Annotated in this window: 19 protein-coding genes and 1 pseudogene; 10 read left to right on the plus strand and 10 right to left on the minus strand. The window is 71.2% G+C overall.

The genetic code is table 11. From position 1 onward, the window contains the following. Positions 1 to 149: 149 nt before the first annotated feature. Entirely contained in the window at positions 150 to 389 is a 240-nt protein-coding gene (locus tag ACZ7GZ_RS15365; RefSeq protein WP_450802912.1) for a DUF6269 family protein, read from the minus strand. A gap of 132 nt (positions 390 to 521) precedes the next feature. Here ACZ7GZ_RS15365 and ACZ7GZ_RS15370 point away from each other — a divergent pair, with 132 nt between their 5' ends. Beyond that, positions 522 to 2,138 (plus strand): tryptophan 7-halogenase, encoded by a 1,617-nt coding sequence (locus ACZ7GZ_RS15370; protein ID WP_471024384.1) that lies wholly within the window; start codon positions 522 to 524, stop codon positions 2,136 to 2,138. Between the two features lie 60 nt (positions 2,139 to 2,198). Here ACZ7GZ_RS15370 and ACZ7GZ_RS15375 read toward each other — a convergent pair. From ACZ7GZ_RS15375 to ychF, 3 genes and pseudogenes are all read right to left on the minus strand, one after another. Beyond that, positions 2,199 to 2,276, minus strand: a pseudogene (locus ACZ7GZ_RS15375) (Txe/YoeB family addiction module toxin); the annotation flags it as partial. After that, positions 2,273 to 2,596 carry a type II toxin-antitoxin system Phd/YefM family antitoxin gene (locus ACZ7GZ_RS15380; protein ID WP_471024386.1) on the minus strand — a complete coding sequence of 108 codons (324 nt, stop codon included), beginning with the start codon at positions 2,594 to 2,596 and terminating at the stop codon, positions 2,273 to 2,275. The pseudogene ACZ7GZ_RS15375 and the gene ACZ7GZ_RS15380, both read right to left, overlap by 4 nt. A gap of 23 nt (positions 2,597 to 2,619) precedes the next feature. Then, positions 2,620 to 3,708: a redox-regulated ATPase YchF gene (gene ychF, locus ACZ7GZ_RS15385; RefSeq protein WP_471024387.1), complete on the minus strand. Its 1,089-nt coding sequence runs from the start codon at positions 3,706 to 3,708 to the stop codon at positions 2,620 to 2,622. Positions 3,709 to 3,893: 185 nt separating this feature from the next. Here ychF and ACZ7GZ_RS15390 point away from each other — a divergent pair, with 185 nt between their 5' ends. Beyond that, positions 3,894 to 4,445 carry a DUF6542 domain-containing protein gene (locus ACZ7GZ_RS15390; RefSeq protein ID WP_471024388.1) on the plus strand — a complete coding sequence of 184 codons (552 nt, stop codon included), beginning with the start codon at positions 3,894 to 3,896 and terminating at the stop codon, positions 4,443 to 4,445. 52 nt (positions 4,446 to 4,497) lie between these two features. On the opposite strand, the gene ppgK is transcribed toward ACZ7GZ_RS15390, so the two are convergent. Continuing rightward, a complete protein-coding gene (ppgK, locus tag ACZ7GZ_RS15395) occupies positions 4,498 to 5,244 on the minus strand; it encodes a polyphosphate--glucose phosphotransferase (protein WP_471024390.1) in 747 nt (248 codons plus the stop codon). Positions 5,245 to 5,273: 29 nt separating this feature from the next. Beyond that, on the minus strand, positions 5,274 to 6,290 hold the full coding sequence (locus tag ACZ7GZ_RS15400) for a 4-hydroxy-3-methylbut-2-enyl diphosphate reductase (protein ID WP_471024391.1): 1,017 nt from the start codon (positions 6,288 to 6,290) through the stop codon (positions 5,274 to 5,276). Between the two features lie 128 nt (positions 6,291 to 6,418). On the opposite strand from ACZ7GZ_RS15400, the gene xseA reads away from it, so the two are divergent. The 3 genes from xseA (at position 6,419) to ACZ7GZ_RS15415 (ending at position 8,620) form a co-directional block, all read left to right on the plus strand. Next, positions 6,419 to 7,627 carry an exodeoxyribonuclease VII large subunit gene (gene xseA, locus ACZ7GZ_RS15405; protein ID WP_471024392.1) on the plus strand — a complete coding sequence of 403 codons (1,209 nt, stop codon included), beginning with the start codon at positions 6,419 to 6,421 and terminating at the stop codon, positions 7,625 to 7,627. Beyond that, positions 7,624 to 7,866, plus strand: coding sequence for an exodeoxyribonuclease VII small subunit (locus tag ACZ7GZ_RS15410; RefSeq protein WP_471024393.1), 243 nt, complete (start codon positions 7,624 to 7,626; stop codon positions 7,864 to 7,866). The genes xseA and ACZ7GZ_RS15410 overlap by 4 nt, the downstream gene beginning before the upstream one ends. A gap of 163 nt (positions 7,867 to 8,029) precedes the next feature. Next, on the plus strand, positions 8,030 to 8,620 hold the full coding sequence (locus tag ACZ7GZ_RS15415; protein WP_471024394.1) for a malonic semialdehyde reductase: 591 nt from the start codon (positions 8,030 to 8,032) through the stop codon (positions 8,618 to 8,620). A gap of 82 nt (positions 8,621 to 8,702) precedes the next feature. Here ACZ7GZ_RS15415 and ACZ7GZ_RS15420 read toward each other — a convergent pair whose 3' ends face one another. After that, positions 8,703 to 9,230, minus strand: a complete 528-nt coding sequence (locus tag ACZ7GZ_RS15420; protein WP_471024396.1) for a DUF4245 domain-containing protein — start codon at positions 9,228 to 9,230, stop codon at positions 8,703 to 8,705. Positions 9,231 to 9,358: 128 nt separating this feature from the next. On the opposite strand from ACZ7GZ_RS15420, the gene glpX reads away from it, so the two are divergent. After that, positions 9,359 to 10,393: a class II fructose-bisphosphatase gene (gene glpX, locus ACZ7GZ_RS15425; RefSeq protein WP_471024397.1), complete on the plus strand. Its 1,035-nt coding sequence runs from the start codon at positions 9,359 to 9,361 to the stop codon at positions 10,391 to 10,393. A gap of 49 nt (positions 10,394 to 10,442) precedes the next feature. On the opposite strand, the gene ACZ7GZ_RS15430 is transcribed toward glpX, so the two are convergent. Next, positions 10,443 to 10,820, minus strand: a complete 378-nt coding sequence (locus ACZ7GZ_RS15430; protein ID WP_471024398.1) for a WhiB family transcriptional regulator — start codon at positions 10,818 to 10,820, stop codon at positions 10,443 to 10,445. Between the two features lie 174 nt (positions 10,821 to 10,994). Continuing rightward, complete coding sequence (locus tag ACZ7GZ_RS15435; protein ID WP_471024400.1) at positions 10,995 to 11,729, minus strand: DUF1707 SHOCT-like domain-containing protein; 735 nt, start codon at positions 11,727 to 11,729, stop codon at positions 10,995 to 10,997. 168 nt (positions 11,730 to 11,897) lie between these two features. Between ACZ7GZ_RS15435 and ACZ7GZ_RS15440 the strand changes: the two genes are divergently transcribed. After that, positions 11,898 to 13,592 carry a fumarate hydratase gene (locus ACZ7GZ_RS15440; protein ID WP_471024401.1) on the plus strand — a complete coding sequence of 565 codons (1,695 nt, stop codon included), beginning with the start codon at positions 11,898 to 11,900 and terminating at the stop codon, positions 13,590 to 13,592. Positions 13,593 to 13,693: 101 nt separating this feature from the next. On the opposite strand, the gene ACZ7GZ_RS15445 is transcribed toward ACZ7GZ_RS15440, so the two are convergent. Continuing rightward, entirely contained in the window at positions 13,694 to 14,059 is a 366-nt protein-coding gene (locus ACZ7GZ_RS15445) for a hypothetical protein (RefSeq protein WP_471024402.1), read from the minus strand. Between the two features lie 217 nt (positions 14,060 to 14,276). On the opposite strand from ACZ7GZ_RS15445, the gene ACZ7GZ_RS15450 reads away from it, so the two are divergent. From ACZ7GZ_RS15450 to ACZ7GZ_RS15460, 3 genes are all read left to right on the plus strand, one after another. After that, on the plus strand, positions 14,277 to 15,662 hold the full coding sequence (locus ACZ7GZ_RS15450; RefSeq protein ID WP_471024403.1) for a class II fumarate hydratase: 1,386 nt from the start codon (positions 14,277 to 14,279) through the stop codon (positions 15,660 to 15,662). 121 nt (positions 15,663 to 15,783) lie between these two features. Then, positions 15,784 to 16,479 (plus strand): cytidylyl-2-hydroxypropylphosphonate hydrolase, encoded by a 696-nt coding sequence (gene fomD, locus ACZ7GZ_RS15455; protein ID WP_471024404.1) that lies wholly within the window; start codon positions 15,784 to 15,786, stop codon positions 16,477 to 16,479. Between the two features lie 283 nt (positions 16,480 to 16,762). Next, entirely contained in the window at positions 16,763 to 18,874 is a 2,112-nt protein-coding gene (locus ACZ7GZ_RS15460; protein WP_471024406.1) for a SpoIIE family protein phosphatase, read from the plus strand. The last annotated feature ends 144 nt before the right edge of the window (positions 18,875 to 19,018 follow it).

The following is a 19,018-nucleotide window of genomic DNA, read 5'->3' on the forward strand; positions in this document are numbered from 1 at the left end:
AGAACACGAAAGACCCAAACATGGGGTATACGCCACCCGCCCCACCCCCCCCCCACCCCCCCCCCCCCCCCCCTCCCCCCCCCCCCCCCCCCCCGCCCCCCCCCCCCCCCCCCCCCCCCCCCCCCCCCGTGCTCCCGGGTGTCATGGGCTCAGCCGCACCCGCCCGCGTGCCCCTCGTCCAGCCCGTACGTGGCGACGTAACCGTCCTCTGCCGTGCCCCGTACCGCCAGTTCGTTCAACGCGTCCACATAGGCCGCCAGCAGATCCCCCCACGGCGTCCCGGCGTCCCGCAGGAGCAGTTCCTGCTCCATCACCGCGGAGTTCTCGATTTCCGTCAGGTATTCCAGAGGGTGCTGGACCTGATTCGGGGAGCGCAGCTCGTCGTACATTTCTCCTCCTGTTCGTCCGGGTCCCTCTCAGGCCCCGCACAAACAGCATGGAATTCCCCTCTGTATCTCTTCTCCGGGCGCTCTGTACCCGCCGATACAGAACGAATACAGCACCCCGTCGAGAATTTCCCCATGGACAGCCTGGAAAGCCCTATCGGGGAAATCGTGGTCGTCGGCGGCACGCTCGCCGCCTGGGCCGCCGCCGCCCGCCTGGCCGCCACCTTCGGCGGGGCGGTCGGCGTCACCGTGCTGGAAACCCCGCAGCACACAGGAGCGGCCGACGCGACCGGCCGGGCCGTGACGCTGGCCCCGCGGGTGCAGCGGGACCTCTTCGACCGGCTGGGCATCCCGGAGGAGACCTGGATGCGCGCCTGCTCGGCGTCCTTCACTCTCGCCGTCCGATACGTCAATTGGCGCACCGGCGGAAAGGCAGACCTCTCACCGCGGCCGATGCCCGGCCACACACCGGACCTGTTCGACCGGCCTTTCGCGCCCCTCCCCGAATGCGAGGAGTTCCCGCTGTCGGAATTCTGGCGGCTGCGCCGCCGTACGGGGGAGACCGTCGAGCCGATGGACCGCGCATGTTTCCGTGAGCCGGTGCTGCTGGACGCCCGCAGGTCGCCGCGCTGGCTGGACGGCAGGGTCGCCGTCCCCTACGGCTGGCACGCCGACGCGGAGCTCCTCACCCGGCTGCTGCGCCGAACGGCCGTGCAGCGGTTCGGCGTCCGCACCGCGCGGGGTGCGCTGCTGGGCGCCGACCGGGACGGCGACGGCATGCTCACCGCCCTGCGCACCGCCGACGGCACCCGGCTCGCGGGCGACCTGTTCCTGGACTGCACCGGCCCGGCGAGCCTGCTGCTGAACGGAGTGCTGCGCGAACCGTTCACCAGGGAGGCCGGTCACCCGCTCACCGACCGCACGGTCACCGTCAGCGTGCCGCACGACAGTGCCGTGGCCGGCATCGAGCCGTACGGCACGGCCACCGCCCTGCCGTACGGCTGGGCCTGGCACCGCCCGCTCGCGGACCGGATCGGCGCCGGCCTCGTCTGCGCGAGCACCTGGACGGACGAGGAGGAGGCGGTGCGTACGCTGTGCGCCCTGTGGAGCCTGCGCCCCGGCGCCGCCGACGTCCGCGTCCACACCCGGGCCGCCGGGGCCGCCCGCCGCGCCTGGGTGCACAACTGTGTGGCGCTCGGCTCGGCCGCCCGGTCCGCCGACCCGCTCACCGACGACGGCCTCACCGGCGTGCTGCGCCAACTCGACCGCCTGGTCCGCGACTTCCCGGCCCGGCAGCACCTGCGCACCCCGGCGGACCGCTTCAACCGGGCCGCCGCGTCCGAGGCGGCGGCGGCCGACGACCTGGCCCAGCTCCTGTACCGGGCCGCCCCGCGCGCGGACACGCCGTTCTGGCGGGCGCACCGCGAACTGCCGCTGTCCGACAGCCTGTCGGCCTGCCTGGAGGGGCATCACGCCGGACTGTCCCCCGAACCGGACGAGACGCAGCTGCGCACCCTGCTGGCCGCCCTCGACCCGCAGGGAGGCCCGCCGCCGGCGGCCCTGTGGCACCGTACGGCCGCCCGCCGGGCCGCCGACGCCCACTTCACGAGAATCCGGCGCCAGCAGCGGATCCTGCTGGAGACCCTGCCCAGCGCCCGCACCTACCTGCACCGCCTGCACAGCCGCCCCACGCCGGATGTCCGGAACGAACCGGCGGGGACGACGGCCGCCACCTTCGCCCCGGCGATGTAGGCCGACGCCACAGGAGCAGCGCTTGCCATGACCGACCCAAGCCCGCCCCTAAAACAGGGGCTGAGCGAGCGTCTTGCGGTCGTTCTTGAGCCAGGACGTGTAGTCCTCCCAGCCCTGATCCCCGAAGACGAGCCTCACTCGGCACCATCGCCGGCGGCGTCCCGCGCATCGGGGTCGATCAGCTCGCGTTCCGACACGTTGGCGTGGGCCAAGGCGTTCTCATACGCCTTGCGCAGCCGACGAGCGTTCGCAGGAGAGCGCAGCAGGTACGAGCCCTCGCGTAGCGCCGCGTAGTCCTCGGCCGAGACGAGCACAGCGTTACCGTGCTTGGAGACGATCTCGATGGCCTCGTGGTCGTCGTTGACCTTCCTGATCAGCGGGAAGAGAGCATGGGAAACGGCAAGGGGCCGACTCCCGGAAGAGCCGACCCCATATGACCTGCATGTTTGCCAGGCCATCAACGTGGTGTTGTTTCATCCGCTCACACGTTGAACCGGAACTCCACCACGTCCCCGTCCTGCATCACGTACTCCTTGCCCTCCATCCGGGCCTTGCCCTTGGCGCGGGCCTCCGCGACCGAGCCCGCTTCGACCAGGTCCCCGAAGGAGATGACCTCGGCCTTGATGAAGCCCTTCTGGAAGTCGGTGTGGATCACGCCGGCCGCCTCGGGGGCCGTGGCGCCCTTCTTGATCGTCCAGGCGCGGGACTCCTTGGGGCCGGCCGTCAGGTAGGTCTGCAGGCCGAGCGTGTTGAAGCCGACGCGGGCGAGGGTGGCGAGGCCGGGCTCGTGCTGGCCGACGGACTCCAGCAGCTCCAGGGCCTCCTCCTCGTCCAGCTCGGCGAGGTCCGCCTCCAGCTTGGCGTTGAGGAAGATCGCCTCGGCGGGGGCGACCAGGGCGCGCTGCTCGTTCTTGAACTCCTCGTCGACCAGTTCGTCCTCGTCGACGTTGAAGACGTAGAGGAAGGGCTTGGTGGTCAGCAGGTGCAGGTCGTGCAGGAGTTCGTTGCGCTCGGTGCCCTGGACGATGCCGTGCGCGAAGAGCGTGTCGCCCTTCTCCAGGATCTCCTTGGCCTCCTCGACCGCCTTGACCTTGGGGGCCACGTCCTTCTTGATGCGCGACTCCTTCTGGAGGCGCGGGAGGACCTTCTCGATCGTCTGGAGGTCGGCGAGGATCAGCTCGGTGTTGATCGTCTCGATGTCGTCCTTCGGCGAGACCTTGCCGTCGACGTGGACGACGTTCTCGTCCTTGAAGGCGCGGATGACCTGGCAGATCGCGTCGGACTCACGGATGTTCGCGAGGAACTTGTTGCCGAGGCCCTCGCCCTCGGAGGCGCCGCGCACGATACCGGCGATGTCGACGAAGTCGACCGTGGCCGGAAGGATGCGCTCGGAGGAGAAGATCGACGCCAGCTTGGCGAGACGGGCGTCGGGAACACCCACCACGCCGACGTTCGGCTCGATCGTGGCGAACGGGTAGTTGGCCGCCAGCACGTCGTTCTTGGTCAGGGCGTTGAACAGGGTCGACTTGCCGACGTTGGGCAGGCCGACGATTCCGATCGTGAGCGACACGTTGCGACTTCCCGTAGATGAGTGGGCCAGGGGGCTGTCAGGGGCCAGAGACCGACGCTGGCCGATCCCCCAGTTTACGGGGTCCGCGCCTACCGGCTCGCGGGAGCTTCGAACGCCCGGCCGAGCGCTGCGCACCGGCGTGTCGGATGGGTGATTCGGCACATAAACAGACCTAAGTTGGTCCAGTGGAGCAACGCAGAACGCGACCCCCGAACGACGGAGCGCGACGCGGCTCGCGGAAGCCCGCGCACCTGCCCCCGCAGGCCCGGCGCAGGCCCGGCGGCGAGCGCAGGCACGGCCCGGGGGCGCGGCGGCGGGAGTGCACCGCACGGCCGGTGTCGCCCGGTCCGCTGCTCCCCGGTCCCCGGCTCACCGGGCTCGGCAGCGGACTGTTCTGTGCCGTGGTGATGTTCCTGCTCGGCTGGCTGGACGCACTGCTGTGCGGCGGGGCCCTCACGGTGTACGGCGTGCTGTTCCTGCCGGTGTGCGTCCTGACCGCACTGTGGGTGCGGGCCGGGGACGTACTGACCGCTCCGGTGGTCGTACCGATCGCGTTCGCCGTGGGGCTGCTGCCCGTCGCCGACGGCAGCGGGGGGCTGCTCGGCCGGCTGATGGGGCTGTTCACCGGGCTCGCCACCCAGGCCGGCTGGCTGTACGGCGGGACGCTCGCCGCCGGAGTGATCGTGCTCGTACGCCGGGTGCGGTGGGTGCGCAGGCGCAGGCGCCGGACGATCTGAGCGGCCGGCACCGGCCTTCCCGCCGGAGCCGGCGCCCTCGGGCCGCCGGGGACTAGGCGTGCTGGGCGGCTCTCATCGCCGCTCCCACGATGCCCGCGTTGTTCTGCAGCTGCGCGGGGACGATCTCGGCTCTCATGCCCTCGATGAAGTGCAGGAACTTGTCGGCCTTGCGGCTGACCCCGCCGCCGATGATGAACAGCTCCGGCGAGAACAGCATCTCCACGTGCGCCAGGTACCTCTGTACGCGGCGCGCCCACTGCTCCCAGTTCAGGCCGTGGTCGTCCTTGGCCTTGCTGGAGGCCTTCTTCTCCGCGTCGTGGCCGCTCAGCTCCAGGTGACCCAGCTCCGTGTTCGGGACGAGGACGCCGTCCACGAAGACGGCGCTGCCGATGCCGGTGCCGAAGGTGAGCAGGATGACCGTGCCCTTGCGGTCGCGGCCGGCGCCGAACTGCATCTCGGCGACGCCCGCCGCGTCCGCGTCGTTGACGACGGTCACCGGCAGCCCGCCCAGTCTGCCGCTGAACAGGGCGCGGGCGTCGGTGTCGATCCAGCTCTTGTCGACGTTCGCCGCCGTACGGACCGTGGCGCCGCCGCTGATCACTCCGGGGAAGGTCAGGCCGACCGGGCCGGTCCAGCCGAAGTGGTCGACGACCTGCTTCACCCCGTCGGCCACACCGTCGGGCGTCGCCGGGTACGGGGTGAGCACCTTGCAGCGCTCCTGGGCCAGGTCGCCCCTGTCCAGGTCCACAGGAGCGCCCTTGATCCCGGACCCGCCGATGTCCACGCCGAAGATCTGCATGGCCTCACGTTACGACGGACGACTGACAGTCACGCCCCAGGAGTGCCGGACCCGCCCCGCTCGGCGACCAGGGCGGCCGCCTCGTCGCGCAGGTCGCGGCGCAGTTCCTTGGGCAGTGAGAAGGTGATGGACTCCTCGGCGGCCTTGACGATCTCGACGTCGCCGTAACCACGCTCGGCGAGCCACTCCAGCACCTGCTCGACCAGCACCTCGGGGACGGAGGCGCCGGAGGTGACGCCGACCGTCGTCACGTCCTCCAGCCAGGCCTCGTCGATCTCGCCGGCGAAGTCCACGAGGTAGGCCTCGCGGGCGCCGGCGAGCTTGGCGACCTCGACCAGCCGCTTGGAGTTGGAGGAGTTGCGCGAGCCGACCACGATGACCAGCTCGGCCTCGGCGCCCATCTGCTTCACGGCGAGCTGACGGTTCTGCGTGGCGTAGCAGATGTCGTCGCTGGGCGGGGAGACCAGGCCCGGGAACTTCGTCTTCAGGGCGTCGACGGTCTCCATGGTCTCGTCGACGGACAGGGTGGTCTGGGAGAGCCAGACGACCTTGGACGGGTCGCGGACCTCGACCTTGGCGACGTCGCCGGGGCCGTCGACGAGCTGGATGTGGTCGGGGGCCTCGCCGGAGGTGCCGATGACCTCCTCGTGGCCCTCGTGGCCGATCAGGAGGATGTCGTAGTCCTCGTCGGCGTAGCGGACGGCTTCCTTGTGGACCTTGGTGACCAGCGGGCAGGTGGCGTCGATGGTGGCGAGGCGGCCCTGCCTGGCCTCCTCGTGGACGACCGGGGCGACGCCGTGCGCCGAGAACATGACGATGTTGCCGGGCGGCACCTCCTCCGTCCGCTCGACGAAGATCGCGCCCTTCTTCTCCAGGGTCTGCACGACGTACTTGTTGTGGACGATCTCGTGCCGGACGTAGATCGGGGCCCCGTACTGTTCGAGGGCCTTCTCGACGGCGATCACGGCGCGGTCCACACCGGCGCAGTAGCCCCGGGGGGCGGCGAGCAGGACACGGCGGCCAGGCGAAGCGGTCATGCGTCCCATCGTAAGGGTGCGTCCGGCGGCGCCGGGATCGCGTGCCCGCTGCGCGCACCCGCACCCCGCTCGGCCGACGGCGCCGAGGCGAACGGTGCTGGACCGGACTGTCGGTACCCCCCGTTACGCTCGGGCTCATGGCTGTGAACACCACTCCCGAGGCCCCCCTCCCCGTCGGTGAGGTCTCCCGGCTGATCGGGGGCTGGATCGACCGGCTCGGCGCGGTGTGGGTCGAGGGGCAGATCACGCAGTTGTCGCGGCGGCCCGGCGCCGGAGTCGTGTTTCTGACGCTGCGGGATCCGTCGTACGACATCTCCGTGAGCGTGACCTGCTACCGGCAGGTGTTCGACGCCGTCGCGGACGTCGTCGGCGAGGGCGCCCGCGTCGTCGTCCTGGCCAAGCCGGAGTGGTACGCACCCAGAGGCCAGCTGTCGCTGCGCGCCGCCGAGATCAGACCCGTCGGCGTGGGCGAGCTGCTGGCCCGGCTGGAGCGGCTGAAGAAGGCACTCGCGGCGGAAGGGCTGTTCGCGCCGGAGCGGAAGAAGCCGCTGCCGTTCCTGCCGCAGCTGATCGGGCTGGTCTGCGGCCGCGCCTCCGCCGCGGAGCGGGACGTGCTGGAGAACGCCCGGCACCGCTGGCCCGCCGTCCGCTTCGAGGTGCGCAACGTCCCGGTGCAGGGGGTGCACGCCGTTCCGCAGGTCGTGCAGGCGGTGAAGGACCTGGACGAGATCGAGGACGTGGACGTCATCATCGTCGCGCGCGGCGGCGGCAGCGTGGAGGATCTGCTGCCGTTCTCCGACGAGCAGCTGGTGCGGGCCGTGGCCGAGTGCCGTACGCCGGTCGTCTCCGCCATCGGGCACGAGCCCGACAACCCGCTGCTGGACCACGTGGCCGACCTGCGCGCCTCCACCCCGACCGACGCGGCCAAGAAGGTCGTACCGGACGTGGGCGAGGAGTTCGAACGGGTGCGGATGCTGCGGGACCGTGCCCGGCGGTGCATGAACGCGTTCGTCGAGCGGGAGGAGCGCGGCCTGGCGCACGCGCTGGCCCGCCCGTCGATAGAGGATCCGCACCGGATGATCGACGAGCGCGCCGACCACGTGACCTCCCTGGTCGAGCGGAGCCGGCGGACCCTCGGCCATCTCCTGGACCGCGCGGACTCGGAGCTGACGCACACGCACGCGCGCGTGGTGGGCCTCTCCCCCGCGGCCACGCTCAAGCGCGGCTATGCGGTGCTGCAGAGGTCCGACGGGCACGTGGTGCGCGGGCCGGACGAGGTGACGGAGGGCGAGGCGCTGCGTGCGCGCGTCGCCGACGGTGAATTCACGGTGAAGGTGGGCGAATGACCGGCAAGGTGGACGAGGCGCTGTCGTACGAGCAGGCGCGGGACGAGCTGATCGAGGTCGTACGGCGCCTGGAGGCGGGCGGTACGACGCTGGAGGAGTCCCTGGCGCTGTGGGAGCGCGGCGAGGAGCTGGCCAAGGTGTGCCGGCGCTGGCTGGAGGGGGCGCGGGCCCGGCTGGACGCGGCGCTCGCCGAGGAGGAAGAGGGGGAGGCGAAGGGCCAGGGAGGGGACACCGACTAGGCACGGTCGGGGGCCGGGCCGCCCCACGCGGGCTGTGAGGCGGGTCACCACACCCACACTATTGTTGAATGTTGAACTTAACCGGCGTAGGGTCGGTGCCGTCAGCCGATCCGGACCACGGTCCGGTACGCCGGAACAAGACGCCACCCTAGGAAACGCACACATGTCTCTCGTTCTTGACCCCGCCGCCCAGGACCTGCTGTTCCGCGAGGCCCGCACCGCGAACACCTTCACCGACGAGCCGGTGACCGACGAGCAGGTCCAGGCGATCTACGACCTGGTCAAGTACGGCCCCACCGCCTTCAACCAGAGCCCGCTGCGCATCACCCTGGTCCGCTCCCCCGAGGCCCGTGAGCGCCTGGTGAAGCACATGGCCGAGGGCAACCAGCCGAAGACGGCCGCCGCCCCGCTGGTCGCGATCCTCTCCGCGGACAACGAGTTCCACGAGGAGCTGCCGGCCCTCTTCCCGCACTTCCCGCAGGCCAAGGACCTGTTCTTCAGCGAGCGTCCGGCCCGTGAGGGCGCCGCCGCGCTGAACGCCGCCCTGCAGGCCGCCTACTTCATCGTCGGCATCCGCGCCGCGGGCCTCGCCGCCGGCCCGATGACCGGCCTCGACTTCGAGGGCGTCCGCAAGGAGTTCCTCGACGACGACCACACCCCGCTGATGGTGGTCAACATCGGCAAGCCGGGCCCCGACGCCTGGTTCCCGCGCTCGCCGCGCCTGGCGTACGACGACGTCGTCACGACCGTCTGACCCCCGCACGAACCCGCACCACCCCGTACGCGAGAGGCCCCCGGCACACCGCCGGGGGCCTCTCGCGCATGTCGCGCGTGGCTCACCGCGTCTTCAGCGCCGCCGCCACCTTCGTCAGCTCCGCGAAGGACGCCGTGCCGGCCACCACCGTCGTGGAGCCGGGCGTGCCGTTCAGGACGAGGGCGTCGTAGCGGCCACCGGTGTAGCGGGTCCAGGTCCGGCCGCCGATCGCCTCGGTCTTCTGCGTCGCCGACGCGCCCTGGCTGGCGTCGTCGATGAAGTCGGACGCCTTCTGCGTGGACTGTTCGATCTGGACGTACTGGCCGTCCGGGGTCTGGTAGCCCAGGTGCCAGCGGTCGGAGTTCTCGCCCTGGAAGCGTACGGAGGTCGCTTTCCAGGTACTCGGCAGGCCCTCGGGTGCGGCCACCGGGTAGCTCGCCACGCGACGGGCCGTGAGGAGCTCGACCCGGTAGTCGACCCGCTTGAGGTCGGGAGCGTGATCGTCGTGCGGGATGGCGAGGAAGTAGACGACCAACGCCGCCATGCCGATCAGGACCAGGGAGAGCACCATGTCCCGGGCCGTCTTCTGCTTACCGTTCGAACCTGCCACGCCCCCTATCGTCGCAGGTGCCCCATGCGCTCATCCGTGGGGTCCCCTGCTCATTTTGTCTGCCCGGCGATAGAGTCAGGGTCCAATACCCTCATCCGGCCGTCGTCGTATCAGAAAGGTGCGCTCCGATGACCGAAAATCATCATCTGCCGTCCGAGCTCGATGTTCCCTCCGAGGCTCCCGACCGCAACCTCGCCCTCGAACTCGTCCGGGTGACCGAAGCCGCCGCCATGGCCGCGGGCCGCTGGGTGGGGCGCGGCGACAAGAACGGCGCCGACGGTGCCGCGGTACGCGCCATGCGAACCCTCGTCTCCACCGTGTCGATGAACGGCGTCGTCGTCATCGGCGAAGGCGAGAAGGACGAGGCCCCGATGCTCTTCAACGGGGAGCACGTGGGTGACGGCACCGGCCCCGAGGTCGACATCGCGGTCGACCCGATCGACGGCACCACGCTGACGGCCAAGGGCATGCCGAACGCGATCGCCGTCCTCGCCGCCGCCGAGCGCGGCGCCATGTTCGACCCGTCCGCCGTGTTCTACATGGACAAACTGGTCACCGGCCCGGAGGCCGCGGACTTCGTCGACATCAACGCGCCCGTCGGGGTGAACATCCGCCGGATCGCCAAGGCCAAGCGGTCCTCGCCGGAGGACGTCACCGTCGTCATCCTGGACCGGCCGCGGCACGAGGGTCTGATCCGGGATGTCCGGGAGGCCGGCGCGCGCATCAAGCTGATCTCCGACGGCGATGTCGCCGGCTCGGTGTACGCGCTGCGCGAGGGCACGGGCGTCGACCTGCTGCTCGGCATCGGCGGTACGCCCGAGGGCATCATCTCGGCCTGCGCGGTGAAGTGCCTGGGCGGCACCATCCAGGGCAAGCTGTGGCCCAAGGACGACGAGGAGCGGGCGCGGGCCATCGACGCCGGGCACGATCTGGACCGGGTGCTCACCACCGACGACCTGGTCTCGGGCGAGAACGTGTTCTTCGTCGCCACCGGCATCACCGACGGTGAGCTGCTACGGGGCGTGCAGTACCGGTCGGAGACCGCGCTGACCGAGTCGATCGTGATGCGGTCGAAGTCCGGGACGGTGCGGAGGATCTACTCCGAGCACCGACTGAGCAAGCTGCGGGCCTACAGCGCGATCGACTTCGACCGGGCCAAGTAGCACCTGACGGGAGAGCGCCCCCTGTGCGGAGGGGGCGCTCCCTGTCCGGTCAACCGGCTATGCGGTTGGCCGTCGTCGTCCGCGCCGCCTTCTTCAGCTCCATCTCCCGCCTGCGGCGCCTTGCCAGGACCACTCGGCGCTCCGCTGCCGTGAGGCCGCCCCAGACGCCGTACGGTTCGGGCTGGAGGAGGGCGTGTTCGCGGCACTCGACCATCACCGGGCAGCGCGCGCAGACACGCTTGGCCGCCTCCTCGCGCGAGAGCCGGGCGGCCGTCGGCTCCTTCGACGGGGCGAAGAACAGGCCGGCCTCGTCGCGCTGGCACACCGCCTCGGTGTGCCAGGGAGCGTCTTGGTCCCTTTCTCGCACTGGCACCCGCTGGGCCGGAACGGCAGCGACCTGCAAGGACGAATGCGGCGGTTGCAGCACGGTCTACTCCTGACGACGGCTTCGCGAGCGAGAGACGATGCAGCAAGGCCTACCCGCTGTACGCGCGCCTATGCACAGCGTTCCCAACCGCAGGCGCACGGCGGCTCGTTCACGCCCCCACCGCGAGGGCACAGGAGCCCCGGACCCGTCCGATCACCGGCGGATTCGCGACCGTCAACGACCCAGATGCCTGCGCAGCTTCCGGTCGGCCCTGTCCTGGACGCGATCCAGCTTCCGGTCGATCTTGTCCTGCACCCGCTCCAGGATGTCCGCCACGCGCTTGCCCCGTCTGGGCCGCGCCTCGACATTGCCGAACACGGCCCAGCCGTCGACATAGACGACCGGCGCTTCGGAGTCGACCGAGTCCAGCGTGTCCACCTCGAAGTTGCCGAGGACGCCGCCTCCGGTGCCGCGCAGCGACACGTTCTCCGGAACGCGGATCTGGACGTCGCCGAAAACAGAGACGGCCTTGATCACGACCTGCTGGTACTCGAAGATCGCCTCGCTGAGGTCGATCTCGACGCTGCCGAAGATCGAGTACGCGTGCAGCCGGCGCCCGGCACGCCAGCGGCCCCGGCGCACCGCGCTGCTGAAGACGGCGACCACGTTGGCGTCCGCCTCGTGCGGGATCGCACCCGGGGTGGGACGGGGCGGGACCGGCGCGTAGGCGGGGGCGGACGGCCGCTGGTGGGCGGCGGGCAGGTCCCGTATGAAGGCCTCCAGCTCGCCCACGGTCTTGGCGTTCAGCACGCCGTCCACGCGCTCGGCGTGCTCGTCGGCGGTCAGCCGGCCCTCGGCGAGGGCTTCACGGAGGATGTCGGCGACCCGGTCGCGGTCGGCGTCCGAGGCGCGCAGGTCGGTGACGCCCGGTGCGGCGTCCTGGGCACGAGCGGGCTTCTGAAGGTCCACGACACCAGCGTACCGAAACGCGATAGATCGCGACTAGGGGCTGTGGAAAACCCCGGCGTGTCGAACTGAGCCCTACCTCACAGGCCCCCTGTCAGCGGCAGGTTCTAGGCTGGTGAGGCCCGCCAGCGTCGGCGGGCGGCCGTCCGTCAGAGTGAGGAATGGGCTGAGATGCCGAGTAGTTCCCCCCCGCCCCGCCCAGCGTTCGCGTACACCGACCTGCTCCCCCGGGGAGAGGACACCACTCCCTACCGGCTGGTGACGTCCGAGGGCGTCTCCACCGTCGAGGGCCCGGACGGGCGGACGTTCCTCAAGGTGGAGCCGGAGGCGCTGCGCAAGCTGGCCGAGGAGGCCATCCACGACATCCAGCACTACCTGCGCCCGGCCCACCTGGCCCAGCTGCGCCGCATCATCGACGACCCCGAGGCGTCGAGCAACGACAAGTTCGTCGCCCTCGACCTGCTGAAGAACGCGAACATCGCGGCGGCCGGTGTGCTCCCGATGTGCCAGGACACCGGTACGGCGATCGTCATGGGCAAGCGCGGCCAGAACGTGCTGACGCGGGGCCGTGACGAGGAGGCGCTGAGCCACGGCATCTACGACGCCTACACCAGGCTGAACCTGCGCTACTCGCAGATGGCTCCGCTCACCATGTGGGAGGAGAAGAACACCGGCTCCAACCTGCCGGCCCAGATCGAGCTGTACGCCACCGACGGCGGCGCCTACAAGTTCCTGTTCATGGCGAAGGGCGGCGGCAGCGCCAACAAGTCGTTCCTCTACCAGGAGACGAAGGCCGTCCTGAACGAGGCCTCCATGATGAAGTTCCTGGAGGAGAAGATCCGTTCGCTCGGTACGGCCGCCTGCCCGCCGTACCACCTGGCGATCGTGGTCGGCGGCACGAGCGCCGAGTACGCGCTGAAGACCGCGAAGTACGCCTCCGCGCACTACCTGGACGAGATCCCCGCCGAGGGCTCGGAGCTCGGCCACGGCTTCCGTGACAAGGAGCTCGAACAGAAGGTCTTCGAGCTGACCCAGAAGATCGGCATCGGCGCGCAGTTCGGCGGCAAGTACTTCTGCCACGACGTCCGCGTCGTCCGGCTGCCCCGCCACGGCGCCTCCTGCCCGGTCGCCATCGCCGTCTCCTGCTCGGCCGACCGCCAGGCCGTCGCGAAGATCACCGCCGAGGGCGTCTTCCTGGAGCAGCTGGAGACCGACCCGGCGCGCTTCCTGCCGGAGACGACCGACGAGCACCTCGAGTCGGACGGCGACGTCGTCAGGATCGACCTCAACCAGCCGATGGACACGATCCTCGCCGAGCTGACGAAGTACCCGATCAAGACCCGCCTCTCCCTGACCGGCCCGCTGGTCGTGGCCCGTGACATCGCGCACGCCAAGATCAAGGAGCGGCTGGACGCGGGCGAGGAGATGCCGCAGTACCTGAAGGACCACCCGGTGTACTACGCGGGCCCGGCTAAGACCCCCGAGGGCTACGCCTCCGGTTCCTTCGGCCCGACGACGGCCGGCCGCATGGACTCCTACGTCGAGCAGTTCCAGGCGGCGGGCGGCTCGAAGGTGATGCTGGCGAAGGGCAACCGGTCGAAGCAGGTCACCGACGCGTGCGACGCGCACGGCGGCTTCTACCTCGGCTCCATCGGCGGCCCGGCCGCGCGTCTCGCCCAGGACTGCATCAAGAAGGTCGAGGTCCTGGAGTACGAGGAGCTGGGCATGGAGGCCGTCTGGAAGATCGAGGTCGAGGACTTCCCGGCGTTCATCGTCGTGGACGACAAGGGAAACGACTTCTTCCAGGATCCGGCCCCGCAGCCCACGTTCACCTCGATCCCGGTGCGGGGGCCGGGGCTGGCCTGATCGGCGGGCGGGGTCCGTCTTCCGGATCCGGCCGGGCGGCCGGCGCGTCCCGTCGGGGACGCGGCCGCCCGGCGCCGGCACAGGCGGCCTCGGCCTCTGGGTCAGTGGGGAATACAGCCGAACCAGTTCACCGTGTCGCCGCTGGTGGTGTAGCCCATGCACCTGATGGTTCGGTCGTGCAGCGTCTCGGTCCGGTCGACCGGTCCGTTCAGATACTCCGTCTTGTGGTGGGGCTCTACGAGGGTGTCGATCTCGACGACGTACCAGCGGCGCCCGTTGGACGGCATGCTGCAGCCGTGCCCGGTCATGTTGCGGCTGGGATCGTCGCTCCAGACGGGCCGTTCGGCGCGGTCGCAGTGGGCCCTGCCGGAGGCGCCGGCGGTGCCGGCCCCCACGCCCAGCAGGGTCGCCGCGCCTATGGACACCGCCGCGGTGGCGCCGAGCAGGCGCTTCGGAGTGAGGTTCATCGATTGGTCCTCCTGCCAGCCGTGGTGACGGCGGGGAATCGCCGCATCACCTTGGGCTGATAGTCACATTTATCCGTGCTGTCCGGCCCGTCAGCCGGTGGCGCAGTCCCCCGACCCGGTGACGTCGGTGGTGCCAATGCAGCAGACCGCGGTCGTCGCTCGCCCCGTGCGGCCCAAAGCCCGGAACAACCGCCGTGCCCCGATCGCTGGTACCGGCATGAGCGAATACCGCATCGAGCACGACTCCATGGGCGAGGTCCGCGTCCCCGCCACCGCCAAGTGGCGCGCCCAGACGCAGCGCGCCGTCGAGAACTTCCCCATCTCGGGCCAGCGTCTCGAACGCGCCCACATCGAAGCGCTGGCCCGGATCAAGGGCGCCGCCGCCAAGGTGAACGCGCAGCTCGGTGTGGTCGACGAGGACATCGCCGAAGCCGTCCAAGAGGCCGCGGCCGACGTCGCAGCCGGACGGTGGGACGAGCACTTCCCCATCGACGTCTTCCAGACCGGTTCCGGCACCTCCTCCAACATGAACGCCAACGAGGTCATCGCGACGCTCGCCAGTGAGCGGCTCGGCCGGGACGTGCACCCCAACGACCACGTCAACGCCTCCCAGTCGTCCAACGACGTCTTCCCCTCCTCCCTCCACATCGCCGCCACCGCCGCCGTCACCCACGACCTGATCCCCGCCCTCGACCACCTCGCCGCCTCCCTCACCCGCAAGTCCGAGGAGTTCGCCGACGTCGTGAAGTCCGGGCGGACTCACCTCATGGACGCCACACCCGTGACCCTCGGCCAGGAGTTCGGCGGATACGCCGCCCAGATCCGCTACGGCGTCGAGCGGCTGGGCGCCTCCCTCCCCCGCCTCGCCGAACTCCCCCTCGGCGGAACCGCCGTGGGCACCGGCATCAACACCCCGCCCGGCTTCTCCGCCGCCGTCATCCAGGAGGTCGCCCGGGCCACCGGGCTGCCGCTCACCGAGGCCCGCGACCACTTCGAGGCGCAGGGTGCCCGGGACGGGATCGTGGAGACGAGCGGGCAGTTGCGGACCATCGCGGTCGGGCTGACCAAGATCGCCAACGACCTGCGCTGGATGTCCTCCGGGCCGCGCACCGGGCTCGCCGAGATCCGGCTGCCCGATCTCCAGCCCGGCTCGTCCATCATGCCGGGCAAGGTCAACCCGGTGATCCCCGAAGCCGTACTCATGGTGGCCGCCCAGGTGATCGGCAACGACGCCACCATCGCCACCGCCGGCGCCGCCGGGAACTTCGAGCTCAACGTCATGCTCCCGGTCATCGCCAAGAACGTGCTCGAATCCATCCGGCTGCTCGCCAACGTCTCGCGGCTGCTGGCCGATCGGACCGTCGACGGCATCACCGCCGACCGGGAGCGGACCCGTGAGTACGCCGAGTCGTCCCCGTCCGTGGTCACCCCGCTCAACAAGTACATCGGCTACGAGGAGGCCGCGAAGGTGGCCAAGAGGTCCCTCGCCGAGCGGAAGACGATCCGGGAAGTCGTGCTGGAGGGCGGCTACGTCGAACGCGGCGACCTGACGCTGGACCAACTCGACGAGGCGCTGGACGTCCTGCGGATGACCCACCCGTGACCCCGATGCCCCACCCGCACCCCCGACCGAGCCTTTCCAGCCACCGTCACCGCCACCGTCACCCCCCGGAACCGTGACGTGCACCGCAGCGTCGTATGCCTACGGCACCTAATATCTGTCCATGACGGACGACGGAGCGATGACACACCTGGACGCGGACGCGGGGCCCGCGAGCCGCTGGAGCCCGGGCGATCGGATCCTGTGGCGCTACCGGGAGAACGCCGGCCGGCACTTCCACATCGCCCGGCCCGTCACCGTCGTCCGTGACGACGCCGAAATGCTCGCCGTGTGGCTGGCCCCCGGCACCGACTGCATGAAACCCGCCCTGGCCGACGGCACGCCCGTGCATCAGGAGCCGCTGGAGTCCCGCTACACCAAGCCGCGCACGGTGCAGCGGGACCGCTGGTTCGGGACGGGCGTGCTGAAGCTGGCCCAGCCCGGCCGGCCCTGGTCGGTGTGGCTGTTCTGGGAGCCTGGCTGGCGGTTCAAGAACTGGTACGTCAACCTTGAGCAGCCGCTCGTCCGTTGGGCGGGCGGGGTGGACTCCGAGGACTACTTCCTGGACATCTCCGTCCATCCCGACCGCAGCTGGCACTGGCGCGACGAGGACGAGTTCGCGCAGGCCCAGCGGGACGGTCTGATGGACGCGGCCACCGCCGAGCGGGCCCGGGCGGCCGGGCGGGACGCGGTCGAGGTGATCGAGGCCTGGGGGCCGCCGTTCTCGGACGGCTGGCAGCGCTGGCGCCCGGACCCGTCCTGGACGGTACCTTCTCTCCCCGAGGACTGGGACCGCACGCCCGCGCACGTGTCCTCATGAGACCCTTGATGCGCCCCCGGGCCGCAAACGTAGGATCGTCCTCCGCAAGGGCGCACACAAGCAACTCCCGGCGCATGCGCCGGGCTTGACCGATCGTCACCGAGGGGCGGCAGGACGTGAGCGAGGGGTACGACGGCGTGACCACCGCGATCGGTGGCGGCACAGGAACCACCTCTGAGCTCGCGGGAATTCCGTTCCTGGGACACGTATTGCGGGTATCGGGACTTCTGCGGGAGCAACTGCGCGCCCGGCGCGCAGTGCCGTACGGATGGATGCGACACGCGTGACGGAGCAGCCCACCTCCTTCGAGCGCCCCCAGGGCGCCGACCCCGCGGAGGGCCGCGGGGCGCTCCGGCATGCCCCGAAGCAGGTCGGCGGGCCCGCCGCCTTACCGGTCCAGGCCCGGACCGACGGCACGCCCTCCGGCCCGGGGACGACCACGCCCTGCGGCAAGGGGAACAAGGGGAAGGAGCCCCCAGTCAACGGCCCCGAGCACTCCCAGCCCGCCACCACCGAGCCCGGCGCACACCGCCCGCGCCCCACGCCGGAGGGCATCCCGCCGCGCCCCACGGAGGGCATTCCGGCGCAGCCCGGCACCGAGCAGGAGCGGGCGCCGGGCGGCCAGGAACGCCGTACCGGGCGGGGACTGCCGCCCGGGCGGCCGATGCCGATGCGGCGGGACGGAGACCGGCTCAGGTTCGTGGGCGCGGCCACCCGGCGGATCGCCCGCGGTCTCGATCTGGACGAGATCGTGATGGGCCTGTGCCGGGCGACGGTGCCGACGTTCTCGGACGCGATCCTGGTCTATCTGCGCGACCCGCTGCCGGTCGGCGACGAGCGGCCCACCGGTCCGGTGGTGCTGCGGCTGCGCCGCACCGACCGGATTCCGGAGGAGCGGGACACCGACGGTGTGCTGCTGCCGCCCGCCTTCGAACCGGAGCCGGAGCCGAGTGCGCTGGCGGAGCTGTCGGCGCTCACCACCGAGTTGTGCGAGGTGCGCCCCGGCGGCGCGCTGAACGAGGTGCTGCGTGGGGTGCGCCCGGTGTTCGCCGACGCGCCCGCCGCCCGGGCCGCGCTGCCCGAGCTGCTCGGCGAGGGCGGCGATGCGGTCGTACCGTCCGGGCAGCACGCGATCCTCGCGCCGCTGCGCGGCAGGCGCCGGGTGATCGGCGCGGCGCTGTTCCTGCGCCGCCCGGAGCGGCCGGCGTTCGAGGCCGACGACCTGCTCGTGGCGGCCCAGCTGGCCACGCACAGCGCGCTCGGCATCGACAAGGCGGTGCTGTACGGCCGTGAGGCGTACATCGCCGACGAGTTGCAGCGCACCATGCTGCCCGAGACCCTGCCCCGGCCGACGGGTGTGCGCCTCGCCTCGCGGTACCTGCCGGCCGCCGAGACCGCCCGGGTGGGCGGCGACTGGTACGACGCGATCCCGCTGCCCGGCAGCCGGGTCGCGCTGGTCGTCGGCGATGTCATGGGGCACTCGATGACCTCGGCGGCGATCATGGGCCAGCTGCGCACGACCGCGCAGACCCTGGCCGGGCTCGATCTGCCGCCGCAGGAGGTGCTGCACCACCTGGACGAGCAGGCGCAGCGGCTGGGCACCGACCGCATGGCGACCTGTCTGTACGCGGTCTACGACCCGGTCACGCACCGCATCACCATCGCCAACGCCGGTCACCCGCCGCCCGTGCTGCTGCACCTGGGCGGCCGGGCCGAGGTGCTGCGGGTGCCGCCGGGCGCGCCGATCGGTGTGGGAGGGGTGGACTTCGAGGCCGTGGAGCTGGACGCGCCCGCCGGGGCCACGCTGCTCCTGTACACCGACGGTCTGGTGGAGTCCCGGCTGCGGGACGTGTGGACGGGCATAGAGCAGCTGCGCGAACGGCTCGCGGCGACCGCCCAGTTGACCGGGCCCGACCATCCGCCGCCGCTGGAAGCCCTGTGCGACGAGGTGCTGGACATGCTCGGGCCGGGTGACCGGGACGACGACATCGCGCTGCTCGCGGCCCGCTTCGACGGGATCGCGCCGAGTGATGTCGCGTACTGGCGGCTGGAGCCGGAGGACTCCGCGCCCGGGCAGGCCCGCCGGCTGGCCCGGCGCGCGCTCGCGCGCTGGGACCTGGAGGACCTGACGGACTCGGTGGAGCTGCTGGTCAGCGAGGTCGTGACGAACGCCGTACGGTACGCGTCGCGGCCGGTGACGCTGCGGCTGCTGCGCACGGACGTGCTGCGCTGCGAGGTCGGCGACGACGTGCCGCAGCTGCCGCGGCTGCGCCAGGCCCGGGCCACGGACGAGGGCGGGCGCGGCCTGTACCTGGTCAACAAGCTGGCCCGGCGTTGGGGCGCGACGCGGCTGAGCACCGGCAAGGTGGTCTGGTTCGAGCTGAACCGGGGCTGAGCATCCGGACATGAGGGAGGGGGGGGGGGGGGGGGGGGGGGGGGGGGAGGGGGGGGAGGGGGGGGGGGGGGTGGGGGGGGGGGTGGGGGGGGGGGGGGAGGTCGGGCACATGGACTGGGTGCTGAATGAGGCGGCCGTGCAGAA

This window comes from Streptomyces sp. NPDC037288 (genome assembly GCF_055603265.1).

Excerpts from the sequence above, each read along its gene's own strand:
- ACZ7GZ_RS15450 (WP_471024403.1), top strand. The coding sequence starts at position 14,277 with ATGAGCGAATACCGCATCGAGCACGACTCCATGGGCGAGGTCCGCGTC.
- ACZ7GZ_RS15440 (WP_471024401.1), top strand. The coding sequence starts at position 11,898 with ATGCCGAGTAGTTCCCCCCCGCCCCGCCCAGCGTTCGCGTACACCGAC.
- ppgK (WP_471024390.1), bottom strand. The coding sequence starts at position 5,244 with ATGCAGATCTTCGGCGTGGACATCGGCGGGTCCGGGATCAAGGGCGCT.
- glpX (WP_471024397.1), top strand. The coding sequence starts at position 9,359 with ATGACCGAAAATCATCATCTGCCGTCCGAGCTCGATGTTCCCTCCGAG.
- ACZ7GZ_RS15410 (WP_471024393.1), top strand. The coding sequence starts at position 7,624 with ATGACCGGCAAGGTGGACGAGGCGCTGTCGTACGAGCAGGCGCGGGAC.
- ACZ7GZ_RS15370 (WP_471024384.1), top strand. The coding sequence starts at position 522 with ATGGACAGCCTGGAAAGCCCTATCGGGGAAATCGTGGTCGTCGGCGGC.
- xseA (WP_471024392.1), top strand. The coding sequence starts at position 6,419 with ATGGCTGTGAACACCACTCCCGAGGCCCCCCTCCCCGTCGGTGAGGTC.
- fomD (WP_471024404.1), top strand. The coding sequence starts at position 15,784 with ATGACGGACGACGGAGCGATGACACACCTGGACGCGGACGCGGGGCCC.
- ACZ7GZ_RS15415 (WP_471024394.1), top strand. The coding sequence starts at position 8,030 with ATGTCTCTCGTTCTTGACCCCGCCGCCCAGGACCTGCTGTTCCGCGAG.
- ACZ7GZ_RS15380 (WP_471024386.1), bottom strand. The coding sequence starts at position 2,596 with ATGGCCTGGCAAACATGCAGGTCATATGGGGTCGGCTCTTCCGGGAGT.
- ACZ7GZ_RS15445 (WP_471024402.1), bottom strand. The coding sequence starts at position 14,059 with ATGAACCTCACTCCGAAGCGCCTGCTCGGCGCCACCGCGGCGGTGTCC.
- ACZ7GZ_RS15365 (WP_450802912.1), bottom strand. The coding sequence starts at position 389 with ATGTACGACGAGCTGCGCTCCCCGAATCAGGTCCAGCACCCTCTGGAA.
- ACZ7GZ_RS15400 (WP_471024391.1), bottom strand. The coding sequence starts at position 6,290 with ATGGGACGCATGACCGCTTCGCCTGGCCGCCGTGTCCTGCTCGCCGCC.